General features: G+C 53.5%; 9 protein-coding genes and 1 pseudogene. 4 read left to right on the forward strand and 6 right to left on the reverse strand.

The window, feature by feature from the left end; translation table 11 throughout:
* Positions 1–31: 31 nt before the first annotated feature.
* Positions 32–514, reverse strand: a complete 483-nt coding sequence (locus tag BLP79_RS12480) for an MSMEG_0572/Sll0783 family nitrogen starvation response protein (RefSeq protein ID WP_090219436.1) — start codon at positions 512–514, stop codon at positions 32–34.
* 266 nt (positions 515–780) lie between these two features.
* Here BLP79_RS12480 and BLP79_RS12485 point away from each other — a divergent pair, with 266 nt between their 5' ends.
* From BLP79_RS12485 to egtD, 3 genes are all read left to right on the forward strand, one after another.
* Positions 781–2,151, forward strand: a complete 1,371-nt coding sequence (locus BLP79_RS12485) for an aminotransferase-like domain-containing protein (RefSeq protein ID WP_090219438.1) — start codon at positions 781–783, stop codon at positions 2,149–2,151.
* Positions 2,152–2,703: 552 nt separating this feature from the next.
* Entirely contained in the window at positions 2,704–3,966 is a 1,263-nt protein-coding gene (gene egtB / locus BLP79_RS12490; RefSeq protein ID WP_090219439.1) for an ergothioneine biosynthesis protein EgtB, read from the forward strand.
* Complete coding sequence (egtD, locus tag BLP79_RS12495) at positions 3,966–4,928, forward strand: L-histidine N(alpha)-methyltransferase (protein WP_090219441.1); 963 nt, start codon at positions 3,966–3,968, stop codon at positions 4,926–4,928. Before egtB ends, egtD begins: the two co-directional genes overlap by 1 nt.
* 38 nt (positions 4,929–4,966) lie before the next feature.
* Here the strand turns inward: egtD and fba are convergent, their stop codons facing one another.
* Both fba and BLP79_RS12505 read right to left on the reverse strand, forming a co-directional pair.
* The gene (gene fba / locus BLP79_RS12500; RefSeq protein WP_090219443.1) at positions 4,967–6,034 is read right to left on the reverse strand and encodes a class II fructose-bisphosphate aldolase; all 1,068 of its coding nucleotides are present in this window, start codon (positions 6,032–6,034) and stop codon (positions 4,967–4,969) included.
* A gap of 36 nt (positions 6,035–6,070) precedes the next feature.
* On the reverse strand, positions 6,071–7,078 hold the full coding sequence (locus BLP79_RS12505; RefSeq protein WP_090219444.1) for a class 1 fructose-bisphosphatase: 1,008 nt from the start codon (positions 7,076–7,078) through the stop codon (positions 6,071–6,073).
* Positions 7,079–7,360: 282 nt separating this feature from the next.
* Between BLP79_RS12505 and BLP79_RS12510 the strand changes: the two genes are divergently transcribed.
* Positions 7,361–8,158, forward strand: a complete 798-nt coding sequence (locus BLP79_RS12510; RefSeq protein WP_232716463.1) for a DeoR/GlpR family DNA-binding transcription regulator — start codon at positions 7,361–7,363, stop codon at positions 8,156–8,158.
* A 55-nt stretch (positions 8,159–8,213) separates the two neighbouring features.
* Here the strand turns inward: BLP79_RS12510 and BLP79_RS12515 are convergent, their stop codons facing one another.
* The 3 genes and pseudogenes from BLP79_RS12515 to BLP79_RS12530 form a co-directional block, all read right to left on the reverse strand.
* Positions 8,214–10,562 carry a methyl-accepting chemotaxis protein gene (locus BLP79_RS12515; RefSeq protein ID WP_090219448.1) on the reverse strand — a complete coding sequence of 783 codons (2,349 nt, stop codon included), beginning with the start codon at positions 10,560–10,562 and terminating at the stop codon, positions 8,214–8,216.
* A 419-nt stretch (positions 10,563–10,981) separates the two neighbouring features.
* Positions 10,982–11,797: pseudogene (locus BLP79_RS12520) on the reverse strand (IS5 family transposase).
* 762 nt (positions 11,798–12,559) lie between these two features.
* Positions 12,560–14,692, reverse strand: coding sequence for a methyl-accepting chemotaxis protein (locus BLP79_RS12530; protein WP_170830496.1), 2,133 nt, complete (start codon positions 14,690–14,692; stop codon positions 12,560–12,562).
* Positions 14,693–14,717 lie beyond the last annotated feature (25 nt).

Here is a 14,717-nt window from a genome sequence, read left to right on the forward strand (position 1 = left end):
AGCGCCGTTGCTGCGCTGGCCAAATGGTGCCTTACAGCGTCCAGGTGTCCACGATCACTGCGTTGTCGCGAATGTGCAGCAACTTCAGATCCAACACGTCCTGAGGTGCAATTGGCGTGATACCCGGCAACAGCGACGGCTCACCGTGGCCCATCAGCATTTGCAGCGCAAAGCGGCATGCATAGACTTTACCGCCTTCTTTCATGAACTTCTGCAGGTTTGCCGCATAGTTCTGCGCGCCGGGGAAGGCTTCATCTCCGAGGGTTGGGAAACCCCGCTGGACGCCCAAAGAAACACCGGGACCATAAAGCAGGACGGAGGTCTCAAAACCTTTGCGCTGCAGACGGATGGCCTGCAGGATGTTGACCAGACCAATAGACCCTTCAAAGGCCACAGTGTGGAACGTTACGAGGGCTTTTTGCCCCTCTTCGGCTTGCACATCTTCAAAGACCTTTTCTTCGTAGTTCACAAAGAAATCGCCGTCCTTATGAGCGGGAGTTGTGACTTCGGGCATTGCGTTCTCCTGTCGTTCGCATTGGTGTTGCATTTACCTAGACAGGGGAGCGGGAGAGGCACCATTTATACATACAATATTGCAATCAATATAATTGTATTGATTGTATGAACATGCTTAAATCCACAGCAATTCACCCCTTAATGTACTCTTTTTTCAGCTATACTTGACTAAAATCGCCTATCTCCCCACAAAAAAGCATGCCGATATTGTCTGCAAAACATGCATACAATAAACTAATCAAGAGATGATACAGCAGGTATGGCATGGACAATTGGCACCAGAGAATCGAACAATCCGGCAAACCGCGATATGTCGCCATCGCCGATTGCATCGCGCAGGATATGAAAGACCGGGTTTTATTGCCCGGTGATCGCCTGCCCCCACAGCGCCGCCTTGCGGATCAAATCGGGGTAGACTTTACGACTGTTTCACGTGGATACACAGAGGCGCTCAAACGGGGCCTCATTGAAACCCACGTCGGGCGCGGCACCTTTGTATTACCTCAGCAAGATCTGCGTGCACCTGCAGATGAACGCCGCGCCCTTGCCAATGATCTTACAATGAATGCCCCACCTGAACCCACTGACCCGGCATTGCTGGAACGCATGCGCGCCGGGCTTACTGCGGTTTCAGATGACCTTGTTCACCTCCTGCGTTATCAAAATCCAATCGGCGGTGACATCGACAAAGAGGCCGCCTCTATTTGGCTCTCAATGCGCGGCCTTGTCCCAAATCTGGACCGTATCGCCGTCACCCCCGGTGCGCATGCGACAATGCTTGCCATTCTGACCGTTCTGGCAGAACCCGGAGATCGCATCCTCTGCGAAGACATTACTTATGCAGGCTTTAAAAAGATCGCGGCGCAACTGGGACTGCGCCTGATTGGCCTGCCCATGGACCACGAGGGCATTCTTCCCGAAGCGCTGGAGCAAGCAATCGTAGAGCACGGCCCAAAAGCGCTTTATCTCAATCCCACATTGCACAATCCCACAACCCTTGTGGTTCCACACAGCCGTCGTCTGGAAATCGCAGCTGTCATCAATCGCCATCAGCTCCCTTTGATCGAGGATGACGCCTATGGCTTTGTCCTCCCTGATGCCCCACCGCCCATGGCAACCTTTGCACCAGATCTGACATGGTACATCGGCGGGTTGGCCAAATGCATTGGTGCGGGCCTGCGTCTGGCATATTCAGTTGCCCCCAATGCGCGCATGGGATTTTCGCTTGAAAATGGAATTCGCGCTGTGTCGGTGATGGCCTCTCCGCTCTCGATGGCGCTGACCACACGCTGGGTGCTAGATGGCACCGCCGACCAGATCCGCCGCTTTATCCGAACAGAAACCGCCTATCGCCAGAACCTTGCAACCCAATTGGTCACCGAAGCCACGTTTGAAGCGCACCCCAACGCTTTTAACATCTGGCTACGCCTGCCCGAAGGTGTGTCCTGCGCAAGCCTTATGGCGCAGATGTCCAATCATGAAATCGGAATTTCACCAGAAAGCGCCTTTCGTGTCCTGCACTCCAAAGACAGCCATGCCCGGATCTGCCTGGGCGGCAAAATGCAGCGCCACACGCTGGAGCAAACATTAGAACATCTCAACAACCAAATCTGGCGGATGGGGCAGGCAGGGTAACACGCGCAGAGACTGCTTGCATAAATCCGCTAAGACGCCTTCAGACAGGTTTACCTTATGCGCTGTGTCGCCGCCTGAATGACAGCGTCCCACCTTTGATAGGCCCCGTTAGAACGCGCCGTGGCAGGGCAGCTTCGAGCTATCGCCAAATACGATAGCTGTCATGCATTCGTAACATACCTCACGTTTTCGCGTAGGGCGTTGGCGAATGCGAATTCGTGCATATTATTAAAACTGTAAATACCCCGCAATCACCGGGTCGCGGGCACGACAGAAACAATAGACCATCAGGGACAGATCTGCATAGTCGCGCCTCCACTGAAGCCGTCGCAGCCTGCCCCTTATATGAAAGGCGAGGCATTCAGGCCCCAGGCCAATCCTTTGAAACGCATTAATGCAGTTATTTCACTCTTGCCATTGTCAAACTCCTGCCCCCATAGCGCGCCCTCAATGGGCCACACATGCGCCCCGCGGGCTGCCCTTGAAAGAACACGTCACTCCCCCCCACCCCTCCACTTTCAAAAGCTGCACCACGTCTGAGAGGATCGTGTCATGACCCCGTCCCCAGCTCCGGCAACACCAAATGAGGCGCTCACCCTCTTTGAACGCACCCGATCCCGCACCGATGCGCTCGCCGCCCCCCTCACCCCAGAAGATATGATGCTGCAAAGCATGGAGGACGCATCACCTGCGAAATGGCACCTCGCCCATACCACCTGGTTCTTTGAAGAGTTCATCCTCAAACCGCGTCTGCCGGGCTATCAGTCCCCCGATGACCGTTTCGCGTTTCTGTTTAACTCTTACTATACGCAGGCCGGGCCTCGGCATGCCCGCGACAAACGTGGATTGGTATCTCGCCCCGGCGGCCAAGCGGTCCGCGATTACCGCGCCCATATTGAAGATAGTCTGGCCCGCCTGCTGTCTGCTGCGCGCGATGATGCGGATGATATTGCCGGACTGGTTGAACTGGGCTGCCATCATGAAATGCAACACCAGGAACTCTTGGTGACAGATCTTTTACATGGGCTCAGCTTTAATCCACTGCTGCCAACCTACAAAGACCCTGAACCCCTTGCCGTGACCGAAGAAGTTCCGCTGAGCTTTACCCGCCACGCTGGTGGTCTGGCTGAAATCGGCCATAGCGGATCCGGATTTGCCTATGATTGCGAAAGCCCGCGTCACCAGACCTTTCTACACCCGTTTGAAATTGCGGATCGCCCAGTTACAAACCGCGACTGGATCGCCTTTATTCAAGATGGCGGCTACGACGACCCGCGTCATTGGTTCATGGAAGGCCATGCAGTCGCCCAGCGCGACGGCTGGGAACATCCGCTTTACTGGTGGAAACAGGATGATGAATGGTGGACCTATACCCTGCGCGGACCACAACCCGTCGCATTGGATGCACCCGTTGTGCATGTCAGCTACTATGAGGCCGACGCCTATGCCCGCTGGGCCGGGGCTCGCCTGCCCACCGAAGCCGAACATGAAATCGCATTTAAAGACACCCCGATTGGCGGCAACCTGATGGGCGATGCAAAGAACACCGGCGCTTTGCGCCCCCTGCCCGGACCCGGCGTCTGGGGGGATGTCTGGGAATGGACCGCAAGCGATTTTGCCCCTTACCCTGGCTTTCGCCCACCTGAGGGCGCGCTTGGCGAATACAACGGAAAATTCATGGTGAACCAGCGCGTTTTACGCGGTGGATCTTGTGCGACCCCTCGTGAGCAGATGCGCGCGACATATCGCACCTTCTTTTATCCACACCAGCGCTGGCAAATGCTTGGCCTGCGCCTTGCTCGGGATGTGACCTAATGGATGGCGATTTTAAACTCGAACAGCTGACCGCGACCGCTCAGACACTACTGGAGGAGACACTATTGGGGCTCGGCCAGCCTCAAAAAACGCTCAGCCCGAAATGGCTTTATGACCGGCGTGGCAGTGAATTGTTTGAACAGATCACGGAACTCCCTGAATATTACCTGACGCGCACGGAAACAGCGATCTTGCGCGAGAACGCAGAACATCTTTGCGGGATTGTCCCCAACGGAGGCGTTTTGGCAGAACTTGGCTCTGGGGCCTCTGCCAAGACACGCCTGCTGTTAGATCAGGGCCACCACTTTGGGGCCTATGCCCCCATTGATATCTCAGAAGATTTCCTGCTGGACACAGCTGCAACCTTAAAGGCGCGCTACCCCGCCTTAGCCATCACGCCAATTGTTGCGGACTTCCTGTCTCCAGTCACCTTCCCGGCTCAGATTGCCGAACTGCCAAAGGTTGGCTTTTTTCCGGGATCAACCATCGGCAATCTGCCACCAGAACTGGGCACTGAGCTGCTCAAACGTGCTGCGAACTGGCCAAGGGTGACGCATTTCATTCTCGGAGCTGATCTGGTGAAAGACCGCAGCGCACTGGTCGCGGCCTATGATGACGCACAAGGTGTAACCGCGGAATTTATTACCAATATTTTACGGCGCCTCAACCGTGAGCTGGATGCGAATTTCAACCTTGACCACTTCAGGTACCAAGCAGATTGGAATGAACGTTTGCAGCGCATCGATATGCGTGTCGTCTCGCAAATCGCGCAATCCGTCGATCTGTGCGGCCAATCCATTTCTTTTACGGCAGAAGAAGCAATCCACGTAAGCGCGTCGCGAAAATACACCAAAGACACGCTTAACGCGCTGGTTGAAAGCGCTGGATGGTCGTTGGACGATCTCTTGACCGACCCAGATGAAAAATGCGCGCTTGCGATCTTGAAAACAAAGACGGGCTAACGAAAAAGCGCCTCTCAACCGAGAGGCGCTTTTATCATTCAAGCGTTGACTTTGGCATCTAGCGCGCCGCTGTCGTAGCGCTTTGCCATATCGGCCAACGGAATAGGTGTGATGTTTGCGGCCTGCCCCGCACTGCCAAACCGCTCAAACCGGTCTTTGCACACGGCTGACATCGCCTCGATACCGGGGGCCAGATATTTGCGTGGGTCAAACTCTTCGCGCTTGCTCCACAAAAGCTTGCGGATGGCCCCGGTCATCGCAAGACGCAGATCCGTGTCGATATTCACTTTGCGCACACCGTGTTTGATGCCCACTTCGATCTCTTCCACAGGTACGCCCCATGTGGGCGCGATCTCACCGCCAAATTCATTCACGATCTCCTGCAGCTCTTGTGGAACCGACGAAGACCCATGCATCACCAGATGCGTATCCGGCAGTTTCGCGTGAATCTTTTTCAACGCATCCATGGCCAGAATATCGCCATCCGGCTCGCGGCTGAATTTATACGCCCCATGTGAGGTCCCAATCGCCACGGCCAGCGCATCAACATTGGTTGCTTTCACAAATTCAGCAGCCTCGTCCGCATCCGTGACCAGCATATCCATCGACATCTCACCATCAAAGCCATGGCCGTCTTCAGCCTCGCCTTTGCCGGTTTCCAGTGATCCCAGATGGCCAATCTCTCCCTCAACAGAGGCCCCAACCATATGGGCCATATCGACAACCTGTTTGGTGACACCAGCGTTATAGTCAAAATCCGCCGGGGTTTTGCCATCGGCCATCAAAGAACCATCCATCATCACAGATGAAAACCCATTGGTCAGCGCAGACAGACAGGTCTGTGGTGAATTGCCGTGATCCTGATGCATACAAACGGGGATATGCGGATAAAGTTCAATCGCAGCCTTGATCAGATGGCCCAGAACGATGTCATTCGCATAATTGCGCGCACCACGGCTGGCCTGCATGATCACAGGGCTGTTCGTTGCATCAGCCGCCTTCATGATGGCAAGCATCTGCTCCATATTGTTTACGTTAAAGGCTGGCAGGCCATAGCCTTGCTCTGCCGCGTGATCCAGCAATTGCCGCAAAGAAATAAGTGCCATTCACTTGGTCCTTTTGTTCAATCCACAGACAGCGCGTTACTGCGCGTCGCGATAATAGGAATCGATCAGATCCACCTCAGCTGCCGTGCCAAGGATGACTGAAATACGCTGATGGTGGCCTGTAGGTTGTACGTCCAGAATACGTCCGTGCCCGGTTGAAGCCTTGCCGCCTGCCTGCTCCATGATGAAACCCATCGGATTTGCCTCATACAATAGGCGCAGCTTGCCGCCTGCAGCAGCGTTGCCTGCATCTTTTGGATAAAGGAACACACCGCCACGCATCAAAATACGGTGCACTTCCGCAACCATAGAAGCGACCCAGCGCATGTTGAATGTCTTGCCGCGCGGCCCGTCCTTGCCATCCAAGCATTCTTCAACGTAACGCGTGATCACCGGATCCCATTTACGTGCACGGGATGCGTTGATGGCAAATTCCTGTGTCTCGGCCCCAAGGCGCATGTCAGGGAAAGTCAGCAAGAACTCGCCATTGCCGATCTTATGCGTGAAACCGTTGACCCCATGACCAGTGGTCAACACCAGCGAGGTGGACGGACCATAAAGGCTGTAGCCTGCGCAGATTTGCTTTGCGCCCTTGATCAAAACCGCTTCGTTGCTTTTCTCTGTGATGTCTTCCTGCAGCTCAACCACTGAAAAGATCGATCCCACAGAAAGGTTCACGTTCAGATTAGACGACCCATCCAGTGGATCATAATACACAAGATAATCGCCTGCCTTAGGCGCGTCTTTCAGCCAGATGACCTCATCAATCTCTTCCGAGACAAGCGCTGCGACGCGGCTGCAGTTCGCACAATGCTCCTGAAACACTTCATCAGCAATCACATCCAACTGCTTCTGTGTCTCACCCTGCACATTTGAGGTCTCAGTCGCTCCCAAAATGTCCAGAAAGGCGCCGTTGCGAACCTTATGCGCAATAATCCGGCAGGAGGTTGCGATATCTTCCATCAGCAGGACCATGTCTTGCGACATCTTTCCTTGCTTGTGTTCCGCCAGCAGAAACTGGCGCAGCGTTTGATGTCCGCTCATATCAGAGCTCCCTTGTTCCTCGCAAAACAGCGCCCCTCACACAGAGCACGCAGTCAGTTTTTCCCCATTTTAGCCAATGTTCCCTTTTGACTAAAATTATGTTCCACCTACAGCAACTGGTGTAAAAAGCAACAAAAAGAGCTGATAGGAACATTTATTTTGCAATTTCGAGCAATTTCGAGCAAAAAACGTAAAACGCACATACACACACAGAGGTGTTAGCGCTGACGGATTGCGCTCACAGTGTGATTTTGTTTTAAATCGGTCGAATCTGGAGATCTCATGACTCACGCTCACACACACGACCGCATGGCAGGCGACGCACGCAAGTCAACGATTGTCGAAATCCTACGCGCAGATGGCCGGGTCAGTGTTGATGCGCTGGCGCGACAGTTCAGCGTAACAGTCCACACCATCCGTCGCGACCTGACCGAACTGGCCGATGCGGGCCATCTGGAACGTGTGCATGGTGGCGCCATACTGGCCAAAGGCACCACAAATATTGACTATGTCCAGCGTCAACAACTGAACGCAGAAGGCAAGCAGCATATTGCCAAATCCTGTGCACAAGCCATCCCCAATGACGCCTGTGTTTTTATCAATATCGGCACCACTACCGAAGCGGTTGCGCGTGAGCTGTTAGGCCATAAGGGGCTGATCGTTGTCACAAACAGCTTGAACACCGCCAATATCCTCGCTGCCAATCCAGACATCGACATCGTTGTCGCCGGCGGTTCACTGCGTCGCGCAGACGGTGGTCTGCTGGGCAATCTCACAACACAGGTGGTGGATCTGTTCAAATTTGACTATGCGGTGATCAGCTGCGCGGCCATTGATGCAGACGGCGAACTCCTTGATTTTGACCTGCAAGAGGTTCACGCCACCCGCTCTATCATCAACCGTGCGCGCTCAACCTTTGTTGTGGTTGACCATTCAAAAATCATGCGCGCCGCGCCAGGACGTGTGGGCACCTTACACGATATTGATGCGCTTTTCACGGATCGTGCATTGCCCAAAGATCTGCACACCCGATGGGCCGCAATGGACGTCGAGCTGAACATCACAACAGGTGAAACCTAAAACAGGCCAGCCCTTAGGTCTGACCTGTTCTTTTTACACATCCAATAGAATGGATTTAAAAGTCATCCCATTTGGCATTGGCGGCCATCGGAGCAGGCTCACTCGCCTCACCCTGGTCCTCCCACATTGACGAAATATCAGGGCCTGCGCTGGGTTCCAAAGGTGCGGCCTGTGGCGCACTCGCGACCGCAGCATCTGACTGGTCGTTGTCGATCTTAAAGGTCTCCACATGTCCGGCTAGCTTTCGGGAATCTCCCAGTAGCATATGGCTAGCAGCAGTTGTCTCTTCCACCATAGCGGCATTGCTCTGGGTGACTTTGTCCAACTCCACCATGCCTGTATTGATCTCAGACAAAGCCAAAGACTGTTCTTCGGATGATTTCGCAATCCCACTGACCAGTCCCGCAATATCAGAGACACGTCGGACAATATCCACCAAGGCCTCTCCGGTATCATCCACCAGTGTAACACCACGCTCCACGTGCTTTTCACTGCTTTCAATCAACGTCTTAATCTCAAGCGCCGCGTCAGATGACCGTTGGGCCAGTGCCCGCACTTCCGAGGCAACAACCGCAAAGCCTCGCCCTGCCTCACCTGCCCGCGCAGCTTCGACCCCTGCATTCAAAGCCAGCAAGTTGGTCTGAAAGGCGATGTCGTCAATCACACCGATGATCTGCGAGATATGTGTCGAAGAGTCTGCAATCTCTTTCATCGCAGCAATCGTCGTCTGCACCATTTCGCCACTTTTTTCAGCCTGTTGGCGCGCAGATGAAGCTGTATTTTCAACATTCTGCACTGTCTCTACTGCCGATTTCACACTTGCAGTTACCTCTTCAAGTGCAGCCGCCGTCTGTTCCAGAGTCGCCGCCTGGCTCTCTGTTCGGGTCGAAAGATCATCCGCCGCGTGGCTGATTTCCTCAGCTCCTTTGCGAATATTGAAGGAGGATTCTTTCACCTGCGTAATCCCTCCGGCCAGATTAGCGACAGCGCCGCCAACCCGTTGTGCCAAAGCCGCATGGCTATCGGGGAAACCATCGGTCAAGGACTTCCGGAAATCCCCCCCAGCGACCTCGACCAAGGTATCGCTCAGCAGATCCACTTCTTCCTTGTTTTTGATCTGTGCCTCGGCAGCGCGCTCTTGATCAGCGGCGGCTTCTGACAGGCGGGCGTTCAACTGCTCAAGCGTTTTCGCCATTTCACCGATCTCATCGCTGACATGGCTGCCCTCAACCTTGTCGCTATATTTAAACGCAGCCGTGCGGGCCATGCTTTTGCCAATACCGGAAACACGTTTGGCAATCGTGCGCCCAAGGAAGACAGCCAAGCCAATGACCAAAAGCGCGATCACAGAGAGTTCCATCAACGAGGTTTTGACCAGCGCGTTCAAACCCGCATTGGCCTCAACCTCATCCATCTCCAACACAATACCCCAGATCTCACCGCTGGGTGTTTTCACCACACTTGAATTCGCTGTAACCGTATTCCCAGAAATACCACGCACACCATCAAAGGCTGCAGTCTCACCAGCCAATGCCGCTTGCAGCTGCGGGCTATCAGGCAATTTGTCCAGCACCTTAAACCCACCCTCATGTGGGGAAGGAGACAAGGCGAATCCCTCCGCATTCACAAGATAGGTCAAACCCGTTTCACCCAGCAGATCAGCTGGCTTCAAGATTTGTTTCACCCGGCTCAAAGGCACTTCAATTGCGACGACACCCACACGTTTCCCATATTCATAGACAGGAACTGAAACAAACATTTCAGGTTTGTTGCCACTGGGCTCGTACGGTTCAATAGGTGATATACTCACCTCGCCTTTTTGCGCTTTCATTGCCGCGCGATAAGCATCTGCAAGACCCGTATCGCGATATTTTCCAGTCTCTACATTACGTGCAAAGTCACCCGCCTTATGCACGGAATAAACCATGTTCCCTTCGGTATCGAACAGAAACAAATCATAATAACCCCGTGCTTTCTGATAGGCGCGCATCCCTTCGTGATGGCGTCCGTGTTCATTGCTCCAGGCGGAGCCATCACTGGCTTTATCAAGACGATCCTTTTCTTCCTTAGGGTGTGGATTGTCCGTGATATAGAGCTTCCTCAGAACGTCACCCGCGTTGTCCCCCAATGCCAACCAGGCGGCGCGGAAATCGTTGATCGCCGAATGCGTCGCATAGCTTTCAGACAAGGCGTAAACGTCTCTTTCGATATCTTGCAGCCAGCGTTCAACCGCCTCTCCTTCGCTCTTGATCAAGGCCGCAAAGGCGTTGTGATGCTCGTGAAGCATCGTGCTGCGAGACTGGCTCAGTTGCAGCGCCCCGGCAGTCACAACAAGGATCAGTGTCGGCACTGCGATGTATATCGGCAGCTTGACACCAAGCTTCATATCTCGGAAAACTCTCATACATTTACCCTTTGTCCTGCGCAGTCAGGCCATCATCCCCATGGCAACTGCGTTTCCCGCCGCCATAGCACCGGCGCAAAGCGAGAAGTGAGTGTTGTTCGCTAGGCTGAAAATCGTGGCTGCCGCGATGGCTTAAAGCTGCGCGTAATTCGTAAATTTATCGCAAACATATAGCTTTTTCACTTTAGAATTGTATTACTCTTACTGTACGACCTAAAAGGTGAACAGATACTTAGTTTTTTCAATGCTCTAACGAGTTTTACCCAATAAGGGGTTCAATTTCCCCTAACCGCAACCTCGCTGCACAAACAAATGGCGAGCGTACACCATGGTCTCGCGGCTCGGCTATCTTACGGCCTCTGTGGGGCTCTGTTGCACAAATCCGCTGATAGATAGAGTTCCCCTTTCTCCGGATGGACTTATCCCAGGGCCTCGGTAATGGGTATGCCAAGCGCCGTATTGCCATTCGTAGCGGCGATGCGGATTTGGACTTCCGCGGCCTGCCGGTAAAGTCCCGTGACATGAGGCGCTGCCCCAGCAGTTTAACGCAATGCATCTTGGTCTAGACGCGGCTCTGGCGGTGGTAACCACTCCAGTTTCTCCAGATGGCGCGGCCGAGGTATTTCGAATCTCTCAGGGACTCGTTTCTGGCCACCGCACCCGCGGTGACGCTGCCAATCACCTCGCTCGCCGGGATTGGGTTCAGAAGATTCGGCGGTGCAGGCGTATCACCGATGTGGCTCCCGGTGATCTCCACAGCCAGAACCTCTAGCGTTTGTTCGTCGATCCCCAGATGTATCTTGCGCTAGACCCGCCGCTTGGACCCATCATGCCTGCGTACGCTCCACTCTTCTTCCCCTTTGACCTTGATACCGGTGCAGTCGATCAGCACGTGCAATGGGTCGTGAGCGCCACGATACGGGATATTCACGGCCAACGTTCTCGGGCGGCGCGATAGCGTGCTGAAGCCGGGAACCGCCCAGTTCACACTGATCAGACGTAACAGGCTCTCAACGAACCCGGTCGTCTGTCGGAACGCCATACCGAACAGCACCTTCATCGCCAGGCATGCCTCGATGGCCGGATCGCTGTGGATTTGCCGCCGCCCGCGTCTCCCTGTCGGCACAGCGTCCCAGCTCATCTCGAGGTCGAACAAGATTGTCAGAGAACCTCTAGCGCTTCATTGTAGGCTGGCCAATTTTTGGTCTTGTAGGGTGAGCGGGCGGTCTGCTCATACAGCCCGGCTACCACGCTAGATTCACGAGATGCATCCATCACAGAGTTTGTGCAACAAAGCTCCGCCGTGGCAAACATAAACAAAGCGATGCAGCGGTTGAGAATCGCAACACCGAGCTGAATTTCCGCAACCTGCAGATTGTATTTCCTTGCCATCACGAATGGATCAAGCAGAGCCCAACACGGCTCATCTCATGTTCAACGCAGCCTCAGCCATGCGCCACGTTCCATCGTCGTCAGATGGTTTCACCTAATATATCCCAACCGGTTGCCCATCTTGCTTCAGGCAGTGGTTGGTTTCTATAGCTTGGCATTGTTTCAGGATAGGGTTCAAACCAAATCGGCAACGACCCACTACGTCTCGACGTTTTACTTTAAGAGGGCCGGTTCGCGGCTTTGTGGGTTATGGAGAGAGTAAACGGCACATTCACCTCAATTATCACGCTGAATTCGCAAGATGCGATCCTCACTAGATTTGCGGAACATGCCAAATCCTGCGCGCAACAACACCGAAAAGACCGCGCGCCTCTCCAAAATAGATCTTGTTTCAGAAACCAGGTTACAAAGGTAAGATCAAGGCCCGCACCTTTGACGCGGGCCTTTAAAACGAGCCTCTCGAAGGCATGCTAAACGGGAAACCAAGCACGCACATCTTTCACACGCTGCGGTTCTTCACCAATATTGGCTTATATTGACCTGCTCCACCAAAAGCGTGTCCTAGATCGCAGCGCCGCCGCCGTTTGAGCTCGGGGAACGGCCGCTTAAGCAGCGGCCTCTCCGATCATTGCAGTGGTTCCGCCTTCAGCATCCAGTCGGAAATCACAGATCAAACCAGCAAGCTGATTGGACCGCTGGGCAATATCGCCTGATGTTGTACGTGTCTCTTCAGCCATTGAGGTATTTTGCGCGGCAAGATTGTTGATGGTTGTCATCGCATCAGACAGGTCATGCAAGCTCGCAATTTGGCCTTGCGAAGCCTCCAAAATACGATTGAGCACCTCATCCACCTGCATAATATCACCAGAAATTGCGCCCAGCTCGATCCCGGTGCGATCTACCAGATCGACACCATCTGCAACATGTCGGCCACTTTCTTCAACAAGCTGTTTGATTTCCATGGATGCGTCGCTCGCTCGTTGTGCCAAGGCACGCACTTCTGAGGCCACCACCGCAAAACCGCGCCCTGCTTCACCTGCGCGTGCAGCTTCCACACCAGCGTTCAGCGCCAGTAGATTGGTCTGGAAAGAGATATCTTCAATCATCGAAATGATCTGGCCAATCCGTTCAGAACTGTCCTGAATACGCCCCATTGCAGCCACAGCTTCCTGAACCACGTCCGACGAACTGTTGGCGCGCTCCCGTGTCTTGCCGGCAAGGGTCGATGCGGTTTGGACTTCGCCACCAAAATCTTCAACTTCCGTAGACAAACGCCCCATGCGATCCGCCGTCTCGCGAATGGTTTCAACCTGTTCTGTTGACCGCGCCGCAAGATCCAGTGCGGATGCTTTCATCTGAGATGAGGAATTATCCAATTCGCTAATGGTTCCCGAAATTGAAGTAAGGACATCCCGCAAACGACTAGAGGCTGTATTAAAATCAATTCTAATACTGTCATACCCACCATCCAGTGGAGTCTCAAAATGACAGGACAGATCTGATTTTGCCAAAGCCGCAAGGCCTTCTGTGACCAGCTCAACCACGCGGCCATGTTTGGCGTTCAGCTCAGCCTCATCGTCTTCCTTCATCTGTTCTGCTTCACGACGCAACGCCAAGGTCTCTTGCTTGAAGTGGTAGATCGCCCGTGCCATTTTGCTCAGCTCATTTTTACCATCAATGTTAGGCACCCAAATTTGGAAGTCCCCTTTGGCAAACCCATCCACAACCCCTGTAAGGACCTTGATGCGACGGATCATACGTTCGAACACAAACACCGCAAACACGCCAATCACCACTGATGAGATTAAGCCCACAGCTGCAAAGCTCCACAATCTCTCATTTTTTTCTACGACAATCGAATTAGCCAATGTATCAATCTTTTCAGCGATATCCAATTCAAGCGCCCGCAAATGATCGATCCAATTCGTGCTGAGGCTAAACCATTTTTCAGGTGTCAGATGTTCATAGTTCTGTGTTTCAAAACCGCCACTGATTATGCGGCGCGCGTCGCTCAATGCCGCGAAACTCTCCCCGGCATAAATGGGTTCTTCAACATTGATTTGCTCTAAAACGTTAGATGCTTCAGCCAGCAGAACCTCTTGTGCCCCACCCAGTTTGATAAACCGATTATGAAGAGGCAAAACAAAGCCTCGGGAGAGACCACCCGCTCCTGCAGCACGTTCAAGGCCCGCCTGCTCTTTTGCGGCCGAGATCAATGTTCGCACTTCAAGAAGCGCTTTCAATGACCCATCATCGCCCCCCGATTCAATCGGATGCGCGGCGGTCAGCAGTTTCTGGATCAACCCTGTGTAATACCCAACCATCGTGGGCACTGCGGCTTCCAACCCGCTGACCTGTGCGCGCATAGATTCCAAATTCTGAAGGCTTTCAGCAATTTCACCCAGTTTCGCCAAATGCTCTTGTTTTAATGTCTTAGTCAGTTCCTGAAACACCGGGCTGGCGACAAACTCTTCAAAAGCTTCCCTGCGCAAAGTGGTTTCTTTACGCTGCTCCGACAGCTGTTCGGTAAATTTCACCCCTTTGGAGGAAAGAAAACCGGCGGAAAACCCGCGTTCTTTTTGTAGTTCGTGAACAAGATCGGCAATAATCGTTTCTTCGTGCAACTTCTCACGCGAATCCAATGCGTGGTCACGGATGTCCTTTTCTGTCTGCAAATGCAGTAGACTAAAAAAACCCGACAGCGCGAACAATGGGCCGATAATTAGTAACATTACCATACGTAGTTTCATGCCAACCTCGGAA

The sequence above is a fragment of the Epibacterium ulvae genome (genome assembly GCF_900102795.1).
Lineage (GTDB): Bacteria > Pseudomonadota > Alphaproteobacteria > Rhodobacterales > Rhodobacteraceae > Epibacterium > Epibacterium ulvae.